The organism is Sphingomonas sp. MM-1 (assembly GCF_000347675.2).
GTDB lineage: Bacteria > Pseudomonadota > Alphaproteobacteria > Sphingomonadales > Sphingomonadaceae > Sphingomonas_E > Sphingomonas_E fennica.
The window spans coordinates 2,422,442-2,439,088 of record NC_020561.1 but is presented as its reverse complement, the minus strand read 5'-3'; the positions used below and the strand labels follow the sequence as shown (position 1 = coordinate 2,439,088).

Sequence of the window (16,647 nt, the reverse complement as noted above, 5' to 3'; positions counted from 1 at the left end):
CGGCGGCGGGGGCACCATCATCCCTTCCCTACGGACGGGCGGGGAGGAGGCAGGCATGAAACGCGCATCTTTATGGGCCGCCGGCATTGTCGCGCTTCTCCTGCTCCTGCTGCTGCTTGCCTTCCGGCTCAGCCCGTGGCCGTCCGCCGCCGTCATCACCTACATGTTCTCGCGCGGGGACGATGCTTCGGAGGCCGCGCTCGAAAAGCATGTGCCCGCCGGCATCGTCGCGCGGCGCGACCTCGCCTACGGCCCCGGCCGGGACGAGCGGTTCGACCTCTATCATCCGGCCGGCTCCACGGCGCCGCGCCGCATGATCGTCTGGGTGCATGGCGGCGCCTGGATCGCCGGCAGCAAGGATGGCGTCGCCAATTATCTGAAAGTGCTGGCCGGCCACGGCTATGCGACGGTGGCGGTCGAATATTCCACGGGCTTCGGCTCCACCTATCCCAGGCCGGTGGAGCAGGTGAACGCCGCCCTCGGCCATCTTGTGCGCGAAGCCGGCGCGCTCGGCATCGCGCCCGGCCGGATCGTGCTGGCGGGGGATTCCGCCGGCGCGCAGATCGCGGCCCAGATCGCGCTGCTCACCACCGATCCCGCTTATGCCCGCGCGGTCGGCATCGCCCCCGCGCTGCGGCCCGGCCAGCTTTCCGCCCTGCTGCTGGTATCCGGCGCCTATGATGTCGGTACCATCAATCTGGAGGGTGACCATGGCTGGTTCCTCAAGACCGTGCTCTGGGCCTATTCGGGCACGAGGAACTTCCTGGAGGATGATCGCTTCCGCCTCGCCTCGATCACGCCCAACGTGACGCCGGCCTTCCCGCGCAGCTTCCTGTCGAGCGGCAATGCCGATCCGCTGGCGCCGCAGGCGGTGGCGCTGGCGGAAAAGCTGCGGAGCATCGGCGTGGAGACGGACACGCTCTTCTTCCCGGCGGACTACCGCCCGCCCCTGCCCCACGAATATCAGTTCAACCTCGATACCGCGGCCGGCAGGCAGGCGCTGGCGGCGATGCTGGCCTTCATCGAGGAGGATGCGCCCGCATCTCCGCCCGCCGCCGCCGGGCTGGGTCAGGCGCCGTAATCGATCCGCACGCGGCCGGCCGCCTCGGCGGCGATGCGGCGGGCGTCCTCGACGCTGCCGGCCCGCGCCAGCGCCACGCCCATCCGCCGGTTCGGGCGCGTCACCGGCTTGGCGAAGATGCGCAGGTCCACCTCGCCGCCCGGCACCGCCAGCGCATCGCCCAACCCTTCGAAGCGGAAATCGCCGGCATCGCGATCGGCCAGGATCACCGCCGAGGCGGACGGGCCGTAGAGCCGTATCTCCGGGATCGGCAGGCCCAATATGGCGCGGGCGTGGAGATCGAACTCGTTGAGGTTCTGGCTGACGAGCGTCACCATGCCGGTATCGTGCGGGCGCGGCGAAAGCTCGGAGAAGATCACCTCCTCGCCCTTCACGAAGAATTCGACGCCGAAGATGCCGTAGCCGCCCAGATCGTCCACCACCTTGCGCGCCATATCCTCGGCGGCGGCCAGCGCCGCCCTGGACATGGGCGTCGGCTGCCAGGATTCCTGATAGTCGCCGCGTTCCTGCCGATGGCCGATCGGCGGGCAGAAATGCACGCCGTCGCGCGCCCGCACCGTCAGCAGCGTGATCTCATAATCGAAATCGACGAACTCCTCGACGATCACCCTCTTCCGGTCGCCGCGCATGTTGGCGACGGCATAGTCCCAGGCCCGCTCCAGATCGTCCGCCGTCTTCACCGTGCTCTGGCCCTTGCCGGATGACGACATCACCGGCTTGATCACGCAGGGCAGGCCGGTATGGGCGGCGCCCGCCCGCACCTCCTCCAGCGTCTCGGCATAGCGGTAGCGCGACGTGCGCAGGCCAAGCTCGGTCGCCGCCACCTCGCGGATGCGATCGCGGTTCATGGTCATGATCGTGGCGCGGGCGGAGGGCACGATCGTCACGCCCCCGGCCTCCATCTCTGCCAGCACCTCGGTGCGGATCGCCTCGATCTCCGGCACCACGAAATCGGGCCTGTGCCGCTCGATCGCCGCGCGCAGCAGGTCCGCATCCAGCATCGAGAATATCTCGAACCCGTCGGCCACCTGCATCGCCGGCGCGCCCGCATAGCTGTCGCAGGCGATGACATGGCAGCCGAGCCGCTTGGCGGAGATCACGAACTCCCGGCCAAGCTCGCCCGAACCGAGCAACAGGATCCTTGCGGTGAATGTCATGCCATGCCTTCCGGGGCCGATCGCGGCCAGCGCTGTTTGCCGATACCGCCCGATGCCGTCCCGGCGGCGGTCCCGTCAATCACGGTTTTGCGCCGCGCCAGCCCTCAGCAGGCGACCACGTTCACCGCCAGCCCGCCGAGGCTAGTTTCCTTATACTGCGATTTCATGTCCTCGCCGGTCTGGCGCATCGTCTCGATCACCGCATCCAGGCTCACGACATGGCCGCCGTCGCCGTGCAGCGCCAGATAGGCGGCGTTGATCGCCTTGATCGCGCCCATCGTGTTGCGTTCGATGCAGGGGATCTGCACCAGCCCGCCGATCGGATCGCAGGTGAGGCCCAGATTATGCTCCATGCCGATCTCGGCGGCATTCTCGATCTGGGCGTTGCTGCCGCCCAGCGCCGCCGCCAGGCCCGCCGCCGCCATCGAGCAGGCGACGCCGACCTCGCCCTGGCACCCCATCTCCGCCGCCGATATCGACGCGCGCTTCTTGTAGAGGAAGCCGATGGCGGCGGCGGTGTAGAGGAACAGCCGCGATCCGGCCGGTCCGCCGCCATGGACGAAGGTTTCGTAATAGCGCAGCACCGCCGGGATCACGCCCGCAGCCCCATTGGTGGGCGCGGTGACGACGCGGCCGCCGGCCGCATTCTCCTCGTTCACCGCCAGCGCCCACAGGCTGACCCATTCGAACACCGCCGAAGGATCGGATCGCGGGCCGCGCGCCAGCAGCGAATCGTGCATCGCCCGCGCGCGGCGCTTCACCCGCAATCCGCCGGGAAGCTCGCCCTCGCCCTTCAGCCCGCGTTCGATGCAGGCGAACATGGTGGCGCGCACCCGATCGAGGAAGGCGTCCGTCTCCGCCTCGTCGCGCCAGGCGGCCTCGTTGCGGCGCACCGCATCCGCCAGCGTCATCCCGCCCGCCTCGCACATCGCCAGCAGCTCGGCGGCGGATTCGAAGGGATGCGGCTCGACCACGTTCACGCGCGGCGGCTCCACGCCCGCCTCGCGGATCGCGCCCCCGCCCACCGAAAGGAAGCGCCGCTCGATCCGGCTGCCATCCTCCAGCACCGCTTCGAACACCATGCCGTTGGGATGTTCGGGCAGGAAGGTCTCGGAAAAGCGCAGGTCGCGATCCTCGGCGAAGGCGATGCTCGGCCCGCCGCCCAGCGGCAGCCGCCCTTCGGCGCGGATCGCCGCGATCAGGCCGGGCGCGGCATCGGGATCGATGGCGTCCGGTTCCCATCCCGCCAGCCCCAGCAGCACCGCCGTATCGGTGGCATGGCCCCGCCCGGTGAGCGCCAGCGATCCGTGGAGCGTGCAGCGCACCCGCGCCACCGGCTGCCCGCTTTCGACAAGCCCGCGCGCGAAGCGGCAGGCGGCGCGCATCGGCCCCACCGTGTGCGAACTGGACGGGCCGATGCCGAGGATGAAAAGTTCCGTGACGCTCATTACCGCTGGCAGATCGAGGAAGGGATGGACGTCCTCAACCGGTCGGCCCTGCGACCGGCTGGCCCAGAAGGAAGCGCCAGTCGCCGAGATAGGCCGGCGCGCCCGCAGCATCAAGCGGCGTGGTGAAATCGCTGGAGACGCTGCCGTGCGCGCTGCCCTTGCCGCGCGGCGGCAGCGCCAGCACATGGACATGCGCCGCCGGCACCCGAAGCGCGCGATAGGCCTTCAATATGTTGCGCGCCTGCGGCTCGGCGGCATGCAGCACGGCGAACCAGCGGTCGGGCGGCGTGGCGCTTTCCGGCGCGGAAACCCACGGCGCGACCACGCGCTGGTCGGTGCCGTCCACCGTGGCGTGATAATAGTCCCACGGGCTCGAGAAGAGCGCGACGCGCGCCACCTCATGCCGCTTGGCGATGAAGGCGGCGATGCCGGCGCCCTGCGAATGGCCCGAAACCGCGATGCGCGACCATAAGGGCGCGCCCTGGGCGTCGAGATAGGTCTCCCAGCCTTCGTCCGGATGATGCGCCGCCAGCCATTTGAGCGTGGCGACGAGGCGGCTGACCACCGTCTCGGCCGGCAGGTCGTCGATATCGTCGGACACCGGCTCGCCGAAGATGCGCTTCGCCCTGAGCCGCCCCGCGCAGGTCGGATCGGGATCGTGGCTGCACGCCTCGGCCGTGGCGGGCATGTCGTCATACATCAGCCCGATCGCGCGATAGCCCTGGTCGGCCGCCGCGCTGAGCAGCCATTTGGAATGATCGGGCGCGCCGCCGGTGCCGGGCAGGAAGATGAAGAGCGGCGATTGCGCGGTGGCGATATCGCGCCGGAACAGGGCGATATTGTGCCGCAGATAGCGCCGCACCGCCGGATCGGCCTCGGCCGGCGCGACATAATGGACGGTGCGGCGCGGGTCCGGCACCCAGTTGCGCTCGAGCTGCTGGGCGGTCGAGGGCCGCTGCAGGCCGAGATATTCGTCGCTGGTGGCGGTGCCGGGCACGGGCTTCGCCCCCGCGACGGCGGCTGCGAGCCCGATCATCAGGGCCAATGCGCTGGCAGCGGCCCTCATCGGCCCTGCTCCGCCCGCGCCAGCTCCTGCCGCACCTGTTCCAGATCGGCGAGAAATTCGGGCGACCGATCGAGCCGCGCGACCACCGCCGTCGCCACCACCCGCGCCGCCGCCACGTCGCTCGGGAAATGCATGCCGCAGATCACCCGGCTCTCGCCATAATCCATCGCGCGCTGGAGGATGGCCGGCGCGCGCTCCGGCGCCAGCCTGGCCAGGATCAGCGCCGCCGCCCAGCCATAGGCGCTGTGGCCCGACGGGTAGGAGGTGCGCTTCTTCGCATCGGGGTCCGGCGCCGGCGCCTTCACTTCGCCGCAGACATGGCTGAGCTGCAGCCGCTGATAGGGCCGCGTGCGGCCATGATCCTTCTTGGCGGCGAACACCGGCCCGCTCACCTGCCGCTCGACCCGGTTGAGCAGCGCCACCAGCGCAGGCGCGCTATCCCGCCGGATCGGCCGGCCGAAGGCTTCGGCGAAGCGGTCGTAAAGCCAGGCGCCATCCTCCTCGGCCACGGCCCGGCGGGCGGCATCCACCTGCTGGCCGCGCATCACCGCCGCGACATCATCGGCATCGGCCAGCGATCCCTCGGCAGGCGGCGGCGGCAGGACGAGGCCCTTGATCGCGACATCGTCGAAATAGGGCCTCACATCCTTGTGGCTGATCGCCGGCGCCTCCCATTCGGGGGATGCCGCGCGCGCGGCCGATGCCGCCCCGCCGATCGCCAGCGCGATCAGCAGCGCCCGGCCTGCTGTGGACCGTTTCATGGGCTCTCTCCTGCCTGTATCGCCGGGCGCCCGAACCGGATCGGGCGCCCGGTCCGTCATCAGAATTCGGTCTCGACGCCGAACATGAAGGTGCGGCCGCGCACGTCGTAGACCGAATTATAGTTGAGCGCGCTGCCGCTGTCGGTCCCGTCCGGCAGGAAAGGCCCGTACTTGTTGAAGATATTGCGGATGTTGCCGAACACGCGCAGCTTCGGATTCTCGCGCGAGGGCGTGAGCTTGAAGCTCAGGTCATGCCGCCAATAGGCGCCGACATGCAGGAACAGCGGATCGGTGATGTCGCTCTCCGCGAAATATTCCTTCATCTCGTTGCTGTCGACGACGGGGCCGAGATAGACGGCCTTCCACTTGATCGAGACCCGCTTGGTCGCCCATTCGATGCTGCCGGTGGCTTCGTCCTTCGACACGCCGACCTCGCCGACATAATCGGCCTTGTCCTCGCCGGCGGCGCCGTCGAACTTGCTCTCCAGCTTAAACCGGTGGGTGTAGCGGATCTGCAGGTTGAGCTTGCCCGGCAGGTTGAGGCGGTCGAGATCGAAGCGATAAGCCAGCGCCGCGTCGATGCCCTGCGCGCGCATCTGGTTCAGATTCTCGTCGCGGTTGATGATCTTGGAAAGCTGGCCGTCGGAATCGCGGGTGATCGCATCGCAGAACTTGTTGTCGATGCCGTTCGGGTCCGAATAACATTCGAACAGCAGGCTGCTATTGTCGAGCGACGAGATCGCGCCCTTGATGCGGATGTCATAATAATCGACGCTCATCTGGAAGCCCGGCAGGAAGGCCGGGGCCAGCACGACGCCCGCCGTCCAGGTGTTCGCCGTCTCCTCATGCAGATCCGGGTTGCCGGCATTCGGGGCGAACACCTCGGTGCCGATCTGGGTGAACTTGCCGTCGGGCGCGGCGGCGATGGCGGCGGCGATGCGCGGATCGGCGCGGCAGTTCTGCGATACCGTGCCCGTCGACGTCGCGGTGACGCCGCGGCACACGTCGATCACGTCGTCATAATCGTCGCGCGCGGGCGAGAACAGCTCGGTCGTGTCCGGCGCGCGCTGGGCGCGGCTGAAGGTGGAGCGGAAGTTGAGGCCCCGCACCGGCGCCCACTGCGCGCCCGCCCGGAAGCTCACCGTCGTGCCCACCGTGTCGATATTGTAATCCGCCACGCGCAGCGCGCCGTCCAGGCTCAGCCGGTAGGCGAAGGGCATGTCGCGCAGCAGCGGCACGCCCAGCTCCATATAGGCTTCCTTGGCCTCGATCTTGCCGGTGAAGTCGGGGATGTAGGATGCGCTGCTGAGGCCGGTCTGGGTCAGCGCATCGGTCATGCTGCTGCTCCGGTCGCTCCGCCAGGAGAAGCCGGCCGCCACCTGCACCGGGCCCGCCGGCAGCGAGAAGGGCGATCCGCTGACATAGCCTTCCACCGTATCCTGCCGGTTCTTGGCGAAGAATTCGGAATTGGCGCGGATATAGTCCGCCATTTCCGGCGTGATGGAATTGAGTCCGAACAGGTTTAGCGGCACGCAGCCGGCGGCGCGCGCATCCGCGTTGCGGCACTGGATCGTGCCGTCGGACAGCTTTTCGGCGCTCAGCGCATACTGAACATTCTGCATGTTCAGATAGTTGGTGCGAACCTGATATTGCTCGAACTTGCCGTAGCCGTAGGTCAGCGCCCAATCCCAGTCGCCGAACACCTTGCCTTCCAGGCCCGCCCAGCCGCGATTGGTGGTGCGGCGGTTGTAGCGCTGCTGATTGCCCAGCTCCGGCAGGCGCCGGTAGAATTTGACGCCGCTGCTGGAGGAATCGGCGGCGATCTCCGCCGGGACGAACGGGTTGTTGCGGGCGATCCGCCCCACCTCGAACTCGTCATTCTGGCCGAAGGTGGTGGAATAGCTCACCGTCTCCGGCTCGGCGGTCGAGCGCGTCGTCACCTTGTTGTAGATATAGTCGGCGGTGAACTTCACATCGTCGGTGATCTGATATTCGACCTTGCCGGCGGCGCTCAGCGACTTGCGCGGCGTGATGAGGGTCTTGCTCAGCCGATCCTCATAGCCGTTCTTGGCGGTCACGAAATTCCGGTGGAGCCCGGTCTCGTCATAATAGAAATCGTTGCTGTTGAAGCGCCCGCCCGGAATGGTGGAGCTGAGGTCGGGACGCGAAAGCGTGTTGTCCTCGAAATCATAGGTCACCGAATCCATCGCCCAGTCGCGATCGGTGGCGGCGAGGCGATATTGCCGCTCATAGGTGACGCCCGCCATCACATAGAGCCGGTCGTCCATCAGATGCTTGCCGACGCCGCCCGAATATTCCACGGAATCGCCGCCGCCGTCATAGGTGGCGGAGCCGACCGCGCGGGCCTTCACGCCATCGAACCGGCTGGTGACGACGTTGACGACGCCCGCGATCGCATCCGATCCGTAGACCGCCGATGCGCCGCCGGTGCTGACGTCCACGCGATCGACGAAATATTGCGGGATGGAGCTGAGGCTCACCGCATTCTTGTTGCCCGCGTTGGAAACGGTGCGGCGTCCGTCGATCAGGGTCAGCGTGCGGTTGGAACCCAGGCCGCGCAGGCTGATCGTGGAAAGCCCGCTCGCCTGGATCGCGCTCTGGTTGTTGGCAAGGCTGTCGGCCTGGTCGATGCCCGGCACGTCGTCCAGCGCCTCGGCGATGTCGGTATAGCCGTCCTCGAGCAGGTCGGTCCGGTCGACCTCGGCCACCGGGATCGGGCTGTCGAAGCTCGAATGCTGCAGGCGCGATCCGGTGACGATGATGTCGCTGGTCAGCCGCGGCTCGGCGGAGGCCGCCGCGCGGGTTTCACCCCGAACCGCCCTCCGGATGATGATGACGCCGCTATGCCCGTTCTGGACCACCAGCCCCGATCCCGAAAGCAGGATGTCGAGCGCGGCCGGCACGGTATAGCGGCCCTTGACCGCCGGAGCCTGCTTGCCGCGCACGTCGGCCGACGCGAAGGTCACCTGCTGGTTCGTGCTCCGCGCGAACGCCCGCAGCGCCGATCCCAGATCCTGCGCCGGAATATCCAGGTCGAAGCCCTGCTGCTGCGCATAGGCCGGCACCGCCTGGCTGAAAATCGCGAGCGCCGCCAGCGCTGCCCCGCCCCGCAAACCCATGATGCGCGAAATCCGAATCCCCATTCGTTCCCCCTGTTTTCGAACGATCATCGGGTAGGACGCACTTCATCGGCGGCGGGACAGCAGCGATGCAGCCCCGGATTCGAATTTTTCGCGATCAGTTGCGCCGCAGGACGATCGCCTCGCCGGTTCGCGTCGCGCGCACCCCGTCCAGCACGCTCACGCCCTCTATGAAGGTCTCGACATCCCCGGCCGCGAACACGCCGTTCACCTTGAGGCCGGCGATGCGGGCGTCGGCGATCACCAGCTGCTGCCGGCTGTAACGGTTCATCCGTGCCACCGCCGTCGCCAGCGGCTCATCGTCGAAGTTCAGCAGCCCGGCTTCCCAGGACGGCCCGACCGGCTCGCTTTGCGTCAGCACGGCGGGCGCCAGCGATTCCACCTGCGCCACCAGCTCCCCACCCGGCTGCAGGATCTGGTCGGCGGCCACCGCGGCATGGCGCGCGCGCGCCATCTGGGGCACCGTCCGCCCGTCCCGCTCGGTCAGCATCGCGACATGGCCTTCCAACAGCACCACATGCACCTTGTCGCCCAGCAGCTCCACGCTGAACGAGGTGCCCGTCGCCACCACGATCTTGTCGGCGGCGGCCACGCTGAACGGCCGCAGCGGGTCCTTCGCCACGTCGAACTTGGCGCGCCCCTTCACCAGCGTCAGCGCGCGCCGGCCGGCCTGGAGGGAAACCTTCACCTCAGTATCGCCGTCCAGCGTCAGCTTCGATCCGTCGGCCAGCATCGCCACCCGCCGTTCGCCGATGCCGGTGGCATAGGTGTTGGCGGCGTCGCGCAGCCACAGCAGGCCGGTGAACAGCATCGCCACCAGCACCGCCGCCAGCGCGGCCGCCCATGGCCGGTTCCAGGCGATGCCGCCCGTCCAGCGCCGGCTGTTGGCGCGGCGATAGCTTTCCAGCGCGGCGCTGCGGATGTGGATCAGCTCGGGCAGGTTGGCGGCGGATTCGGCCGCCTGCCACAGCCGCACCGCCTCATCGAGCGCGCGGGCATTGTCCGGGTCCGCGACCCAGGCGTCGAACTGGCGCTGCTCCTCGCCGGCCAGATGGCCTTCGGCAAGCGCGATGCACCATTCCACCGCCTGCTGGTCGCGGCTGGGGGGCGTGGTATCGACGGGGCCGTTCATTGCGTTTCCCGCATGCGCGCCATCAGGAAGGCCATCGCCTTGGCCACCTGCTGCTTCACCGCGCTCTTGGAGATGCCGAACGCCTCGCCGATCATCTCCTGGCTCATATTCTCGATGCGATAGAGGGTGAACATCGTCCGTTGCCGCTCGGGCAGCTCGTTGAGCGCCGCGGCCAGGGCGGCAAGCTGATCGCGCCCGGCGGCGATGCGATAGGGATCGACCTGCTCGACGCCCAGCCCGTCCATGCCGGCCAGCGTCTCGCGATAGCCGGCGCGCACCCTGGCGCGGCGCGCCTGATCGGTCAGCAGGTTGGCCGCGATCTGGAAGACATAGGCATCAGGCGCGCCTTCGCTCTCGCTGCTGTTCAGCATGCGCACGAAAACCTCCTGCGTCAGGTCCTCGGCCTCCGCATGGTTGCGCACCCGGCGCAGGAAGAACGCCATCAGCGCGGGACGCCAGCGACGGTTGATCTGCTGGACCTCGCGCACCGTATCCTTCCGTATCCCTTCTTCGCGCACCACTCCCGCTGCCCTTTCATGGCGCCACGGCCACGAGGTAAGACGCGGCAGGGGCGCCGAGGGACAGCGGCATCGACATGGGTTCGCCCTATAGCGGGTTTTCCGGCCCTGTCGCGATGCCCGAAAGGGAAAGATCAGGCGGCGGAGGCGCGGTCCTCGCCGAACGTCACCACCTGGCCGCGCACGCGGCGGCGGAACGCCTCCGCTTCCTCGCGCGGGTTGTAGAACTGGCGATACCAGATGCGCACCTTGCCATAGGGGCCGTCCGCCGGGATCTGCATCGGGTTGAAGCTGGGCTCCTTGTTGGCCCAGATCTCCACATCCTGGCCCAGCGCATCGCGGCTCGCCTGCTGGTAGGCGCGGGCCAGCGCGATCCGGCCCGCCTCGTCCGTGCCGCCGTCCCGCGGCACCTTCACCATCAGCGCGTGCCACAGCCGCACCACGCCATCGGCCACCGGCGTATGCGCGATCAGCATGTGCGAGGGATAGGCGCCCTGCATCGCCGCCTGCAGGATGCCCGGCCCCTGATACCAGGTATCGAGCGACAGCACGCCCGATGCCCCGTCGGTCAGCGTCCGGTGGCCAGCATCGAAGCGCTGGACCAGCCGGTCGTCCTCGAACAGATTGTCGAAATAACGGCAGTCCACGCTGCCGTGGATCGGCGACATATGGCCGAAATCCGCCATGTTATCGACGATCTCGATCGGGTGGATCGGCAGCGTGCCGAAATCGTCGACCAGCCAGCGCACCCAGCCGTCGGCTTCCTGGTCCCATTGGGCGAAGGGCGGCAGCTCCTGATCGGGCGCGCCGCCTTCGGGATCGTGCCACATCCAGATGATGCCGGCCCGCTCGATCACGCGGTAGGTCTTCAGGCAGGCCGCCTTGGGAATGAAGTTGGGCGAATAGGGGATATCGTCGCACTGCCCGTCCGGGCCGAAGCGCCAGCCGTGGAAGGGGCAGCGGATCGATTCGCCCTGCACCCGATCGCCATCGCGCACGACATAGGATGTGCTGTTGTGGCCGATATGCGCGCCCATGTGCGGGCAATAGGCATGGACGAGGTGCGGCTTCCCGCTCTCGCCGCGATAGAACACCATGTCCTTGCCGAAGAAATGGAGCGTGGTCGGCCCGGCGTCCAGCGTCGCCGCGTCGGCGATCATGAACCAGCCGCGCGGATAGGTGAAGCTGCCCAGCTTATAGTCGGCGGTGCCCGCCATGGCTCTCTCCAGTCGATTCCGGCTTTCCCGAAGGGGCCAAGGCTGACCCCTCAGCCGCCGTGGAACAAGACCGCATGTCGCCCGCCAAATGTGCATTTATGCACATGACAGCCCTTCCCGCGCGTGCCAGACCGGCCCGATGCTGGACTGGGATAATCTGCGCATTTTCCTGACGGCGGTCCGCGCCGGCAACTATACTGCCGCCGCCCGCCGGCTGCGGATCGATCGCACCACCGTCGGCCGCCGGCTCGACCGGCTGGAACGCCAGCTTGGAGTGCCGCTGTTCGAGCAGGGCGAGGATGGCTACCACCCCACCGTCGCCGGCCGCCGCGTGCTCGAGATCGCCGATCGCATGGAGGAGCTGGCCGATAGCCTGGCGGAGGAGATTGGCGGCCGCGCCCGCGCGCCGGCCGGCCATGTCCGCGTCATCATCGCCGCCGATCTCGGGGCCGAGCTGATGCCCGATCTCGCCGCCTTCGCCGCCGCCCATCCCGATATCCGGCTGTCGATCCAGTCCTCGGCCGATCCGTGCGAGGACGTGATCCAGCGCAAGAGCGACATCGGGCTCTGCCTCGTCGATCAGCAGCCCGATCATCTGCGCGGCCGCCGCGTCGGCACGCTGCGCCAGGCGCCCTATGCGGCCGCCGCTTATACCGATCGGGAAAAGCCCGCCGATCCGGGCGCGGTGGCGCACTGGATATGCTGCGCCGGCCGCCCGCCTTTGCCGGCGATGCGCCGCTGGGACGGCGCCATTGCCGATCGCGCGGCGGTGGCCGCCTATGTCGATAGCTGGGCGGCGTTGCGCGGCGCGGTCGACCAGGGGCTGGGCGCGGCCTTTCTCTGGACCTTCGCCGCCGATCCCGCGCCGGGCCTCCGCCGCATCGCGCCGCCCGATCCGGCGATCGGCATCGACCTGTGGCTGCTGGTGCGCGACGACGTGCCGATGGAGCAGGCCACCCGCGCCTTCCTGCACGACATGGCCGATCGTCTCAGCCGGCGGATCGCTCCGGCGGATTGAGGCTCGCGCTGCCCTGCCGCGCGCCGCGCAGCCGGATGACGGCGGTGGCGCCCCGCCCCGGCCCCTCGCTCTCCAGCGTCAGGCTGCCCTGCATCGCGTTCACCGCATTGGCGCACCAATGGAGGCCGAGGCCGCCGCTCTTGTGGGCGCGGGTGGAAAAGCCCCGATGGAACAGCCGCTCGCCCCGCGCCGGATCGAAGCCTTCGCCATTGTCGGTTATGCCGAGCGCGATCCGGTCGCCCTCGGCCCCGGCGATCCGCTCGATCGTCACGGCGATCCGTCCCGGCCCGCCGCCCGCGCCGCGCGCCTCGATCGCCTCGATCGCATTGGCCAGCAGATTGCCGATCACCTGGCTCAGCAGCAGCGGGCTCGCCAGCACCGGGCACGCTGCGTCCGGGCACTGGAAGGCGATCGGCCCGCCCGCGGCATAATGCACGATCGCAGCGTTGCGGCGGACCAGCGCCACGATGTCGCACGGCTCGATCTCCAGCCCGCCATGCGCCTCCGCCTGCTGGCCGCCGATGATCTCGATCAGGTGCGACAGGCTTTCGTCGGCCGCCGCCAGATCGGCGCGCTGGCGCTCGAACTGGGCGAGATAGCTGTCATGGGCCGAACCCAGGAAAGCGGCGAGCTTGCGCCGCCGCGCCGCCGGCACATCGGCGCGCGCCAGCTCGTCGAGCGCGCGGCGCACATCCGCATCGGCCGCCACCGGCTCGGCCGCCAGCCCCTGCGCCACGATGACGCTGATCGGATTGAGGCCGTTGCGCACATTATGCATCACCCCGATCGCGCTTTCGCTGCGGCCCAGGCGGAAGGATTGCGCCTCCACCCGCTCGCGCAGGCGGCCGAGCTGGGCCAACATCGCATCCAGGCTCCGCGCCAGCGATCCGATCTCGTCGCCGCGATCGCCGATCGCCAGCGGCAGCGGCGCGCCGGATGCCGACACCGCCTGCATGTGCCGCTCGATCCGGGCGAGCGGGGCGATCACCTCGCGCCCGATCAGCAGGCGCAGCACCATCAGCACCAGCGCCAGCACCGCCACCGTGCCGACGAACATCATCGCCAGCAGCCTGTGGCCCAGCAGGGTGAAATCGCGCGGCACGACGAAGGTGGCGTTGGCGACATGGATGCGGTTCGGCCCGTCTATGTCGACGGCGATGTCCAGCGTCCGGTCCCGCCTGCGGACGCCGGTGGGCTCATGCGCCCGCCCCAGCCCGAAGCGCGCTTCCAGCTGAAGGAGCCGGCCGAGCTGCTCGGACGTCATCTCGCGCGCGACGACGACATAGCCGGGGCTTTCCCCGCTGCCGTCGCTCAGCGTGACGCGCGACAGGCCGATCGCCGCCACCCGGTCGCCCAGCCGGGCGTAGAAATGGGCCGATGGCTCGCGCCCGATCCGCGCGCGCACCGCCTGCGAACGGGCAAGCGCCACGAAGTCGCCGCCGCGCTCATGGTCGTCCGCCTGCGCCTTGGGATCGATGTAGCGCGCGGCGGCCACCGTCCCGTCGCGATGGACCAGCGCCATGCCGTTCATGTCCAGGTTGGAAAGCGCCAGCAGCGAAAGCACGCGCCGTTCGAAGGCCCGGTCGCCATGGCGCAGATAGCCGTAGCTTTCGTCCCACACGCCATAGTCGCGCGCGGCATATTCCATCTTGGCGGCATGTTCCTCCAGCGCGGCGCGGGTGCGCTCGATATGGCCGCGCACCGCATCCGCCTCCAGCCGGTCGAAGCTGGGGATGACGACGGCGTAGAGCAGCCCCCATATGCCGAGGAAGCCGGCGATCCCGGCCAGGGTCAGCACCGCCGTCAGCTTGAAGGCGAGCGTCCTGTCCTGCGGGATGATGCGGGAAAGAAGGCGCCGCGCCCCGGTGGCGGTCACGGCCGCCCGACGGGCCCGGCGCCGGGATGGCCGCCCTGCGCCGGCGCTTCCCCCGCCCGCGCCAGTGCGGCGGTGGCATCGGCATCGGCGGGATGGCCGTAATAGAATCCCTGGAGGTGCGAGCAGCCGGCCAGCCGCAGCGCCTGGTTCTGCGTCTCGGTCTCCACGCCTTCGGCCACCACGCCCATGCCGAGCGAGCGGGCGAGATGCGTCACCGAATTGACGATCGCCGCCGCCTCCACCTCGCGGCCGAGGCCGTCGATGAAGCTCTTGTCGATCTTCAGGCAGTCGAGCGCATAGTTGCGGATGTTGAACAGGCTGGAATAGCCGGTGCCGAAATCGTCGAGCGCGACGCGGAAGCCCGCGTCCCGCAGCCGCCGCAAGGTCTCGGCGGCGCGCGCATCGTCGTCGAAGATCGCCGTCTCGGTGATCTCGATCTGCACCCGATCGGGGGAAATGCCGGCGGCCGCCACCCGCGCGGCCAGCGCATCGACGAAATCCTGCCGGCGGAACTGGCGCGCGGAAACGTTGATCGAAACGAAATGGCCCGGCCAGCGCCGGCATTCGGCCAGCGCCTCCGCCGTCACCCATTCGCCCAGGTCGTGGATCAGGTTGCTTTCCTCGGCGATGGGGATGAACACCGATGGCGGAATCTCGCCATGCTCGGCGCTGTTCCAGCGCAGCAGCGCCTCGAAGCCGACGACCTCGGCAGCCTCGCGCGCGATGATCGGCTGATAGACCACTTCCAGCTCGCGCTTCGCGATCGCCTGCCGCAGCCCCGCCTCGATCGAATGGCGAAAGCGGGCGCTCTCGTCCATGCTCCGGTCGAACAGCCGCACCTGGCTGCGCCCGCCGCGCTTCGCCTCGTAGAGCGCAAGATCGGCGAGCCGCATCGGATCGGCGGCTCCGGCATCCGCGCCCGGCTCGACCAGCACCAGTCCCAGCGATGCGCTCACCTGCACCATATGATCGAGGATCATGTAATTGGTGGAGCAGGCGCGGACGATGCGCTCGCCCCGCGCCAGCACCTCGGCGGCATCGGCCGCGTCGAAAAGCAAGGCGAACTCGTCGCCTCCCAGCCGCGCCACCATGCCGGGGCCGGGGCCGATCCCCGCCGTCAGCCGCTGGCACACCTCGCGGATCAGCTCGTCCCCGGCGGCATGGCCCAGCGTGTCGTTCACATTCTTGAAGCGGTCGAGATCGAGCATACCGATCGCGAAGCCGCCGCGCCGCCCCGCCGCCTGCATCCGCTCGCCCAGCTCGCGCAGGAAGGCCAGGCGGTTGGGCGCGGCGGTCAGGGGATCGTGGCTGGCCATGTGCACCGCGCGCGCCTCGTTGGCGGCCAGGGTGATGGTCCGTTCCTCCAGCCGGCGCACTTCCGCGGCCAGCCGCTCACGGGTCCGGGCCAGGTCCCGGTCCACCTCCCATCGCCGGCAGAGAGCGCGCGCCGTCTGGCGAAGGCCCGTCACGTCGAACGGCTTGGTGACGTAGAACAGCTTTTCCACCGGCCCCGCCGCCCTGGCGATGTCAACCGGGCCGTGATCGGAATAGCCGGTGACGATGACGATGTTGATATCGGGATCGATCGCGCGGATGCGCGCCGCGGTCTCCTTGCCGTCGATGCCGGGCGGCATGCGCACGTCGATGAAGGCGACCGCATAGGGATCGCCGGCGCGGATCGCGGCTTCGGCCAGCGCCACCGCCGCCGTGCCGCAATCGGCATGATCGAGGTGGAAGGCATCCGCTTCCTCCGCCGGCCCGTGCCCCGCCGGCCGGACGGCGGGGCCGTCGGCGAAAAGCTCGGACGCGAGGGCCGCCAGCGCGTCGCGCGCGGATGCGCCCGGCGCGACGCCCAGCGTCCGCCGGTAGGCATCATGCATCGCCGGTTCGTCATCTACGATGAGGACGCGCACTTCCACCCCATATGTTCCCAAGTAACGGGTAGACGAAGAGGGATAATATTTCGTTTACACCCGGCTCCGCCCAAGAAATCGGACAGGTGCGGCATGATCCACCGCCCGCCACAGGGGTCGCGTGGCTGTGGCGGGCGGCGGATCGGCAGGACTGGCCTGCCGCCCCGTCACCGTTTCCGGCGACGGAAGAGGGAACATCAAGCAACCTTCACTGGCGCGGAGATTTGGGAGTCCGCGCGAACAACTCGGCCCAGCGGCTATCGGCGCCCTCCTCGGCCGTCTCGTCGGGCGGGCCGTCC

At 69.0% G+C, this 16,647-nt stretch carries 12 protein-coding genes; 2 read left to right on the top strand and 10 right to left on the bottom strand.

Going from position 1 to position 16,647, the window contains the following annotated elements; genetic code table 11:
- Nucleotides 1–55 precede the first annotated feature (55 nt).
- A complete protein-coding gene (locus tag G432_RS11690) occupies nt 56–1,081 on the top strand; it encodes an alpha/beta hydrolase (protein ID WP_015459034.1) in 1,026 nt (341 codons plus the stop codon).
- Here the strand turns inward: G432_RS11690 and purT are convergent.
- The 8 genes from purT to G432_RS11650 form a co-directional block, all read right to left on the bottom strand.
- Nucleotides 1,069–2,238: a formate-dependent phosphoribosylglycinamide formyltransferase gene (purT, locus tag G432_RS11685; protein ID WP_015459033.1), complete on the bottom strand. Its 1,170-nt coding sequence runs from the start codon at nt 2,236–2,238 to the stop codon at nt 1,069–1,071. The genes G432_RS11690 and purT overlap by 13 nt on opposite strands.
- A gap of 104 nt (nt 2,239–2,342) precedes the next feature.
- On the bottom strand, nt 2,343–3,686 hold the full coding sequence (locus G432_RS11680) for an L-serine ammonia-lyase (RefSeq protein ID WP_015459032.1): 1,344 nt from the start codon (nt 3,684–3,686) through the stop codon (nt 2,343–2,345).
- Nucleotides 3,687–3,720: 34 nt separating this feature from the next.
- Nucleotides 3,721–4,752 carry a BPSS1187 family protein gene (locus G432_RS22145; protein WP_144062038.1) on the bottom strand — a complete coding sequence of 344 codons (1,032 nt, stop codon included), beginning with the start codon at nt 4,750–4,752 and terminating at the stop codon, nt 3,721–3,723.
- Nucleotides 4,749–5,513: a phosphatase PAP2 family protein gene (locus tag G432_RS11670; RefSeq protein WP_015459030.1), complete on the bottom strand. Its 765-nt coding sequence runs from the start codon at nt 5,511–5,513 to the stop codon at nt 4,749–4,751. Before G432_RS11670 ends, G432_RS22145 begins: the two co-directional genes overlap by 4 nt.
- Nucleotides 5,514–5,572: 59 nt before the next feature.
- Complete coding sequence (locus tag G432_RS11665) at nt 5,573–8,653, bottom strand: TonB-dependent receptor (protein WP_144062037.1); 3,081 nt, start codon at nt 8,651–8,653, stop codon at nt 5,573–5,575.
- A gap of 118 nt (nt 8,654–8,771) precedes the next feature.
- Nucleotides 8,772–9,806: a FecR family protein gene (locus G432_RS11660; RefSeq protein ID WP_015459028.1), complete on the bottom strand. Its 1,035-nt coding sequence runs from the start codon at nt 9,804–9,806 to the stop codon at nt 8,772–8,774.
- On the bottom strand, nt 9,803–10,327 hold the full coding sequence (locus tag G432_RS11655; protein ID WP_015459027.1) for an RNA polymerase sigma factor: 525 nt from the start codon (nt 10,325–10,327) through the stop codon (nt 9,803–9,805). Before G432_RS11655 ends, G432_RS11660 begins: the two co-directional genes overlap by 4 nt.
- A gap of 131 nt (nt 10,328–10,458) precedes the next feature.
- Nucleotides 10,459–11,541 carry a Rieske 2Fe-2S domain-containing protein gene (locus G432_RS11650; RefSeq protein WP_015459026.1) on the bottom strand — a complete coding sequence of 361 codons (1,083 nt, stop codon included), beginning with the start codon at nt 11,539–11,541 and terminating at the stop codon, nt 10,459–10,461.
- A 139-nt stretch (nt 11,542–11,680) separates the two neighbouring features.
- On the opposite strand from G432_RS11650, the gene G432_RS11645 reads away from it, so the two are divergent.
- Nucleotides 11,681–12,559 (top strand): LysR family transcriptional regulator, encoded by an 879-nt coding sequence (locus G432_RS11645; protein WP_236626768.1) that lies wholly within the window; start codon nt 11,681–11,683, stop codon nt 12,557–12,559.
- Here the strand turns inward: G432_RS11645 and G432_RS11640 are convergent.
- Both G432_RS11640 and G432_RS11635 read right to left on the bottom strand, forming a co-directional pair.
- Nucleotides 12,531–14,435: an ATP-binding protein gene (locus G432_RS11640; RefSeq protein ID WP_015459024.1), complete on the bottom strand. Its 1,905-nt coding sequence runs from the start codon at nt 14,433–14,435 to the stop codon at nt 12,531–12,533. The genes G432_RS11645 and G432_RS11640 overlap by 29 nt on opposite strands.
- Nucleotides 14,432–16,315 (bottom strand): EAL domain-containing protein, encoded by a 1,884-nt coding sequence (locus G432_RS11635; RefSeq protein ID WP_051128835.1) that lies wholly within the window; start codon nt 16,313–16,315, stop codon nt 14,432–14,434. The genes G432_RS11640 and G432_RS11635 overlap by 4 nt, the downstream gene beginning before the upstream one ends.
- Nucleotides 16,316–16,647: the final 332 nt, after the last annotated feature.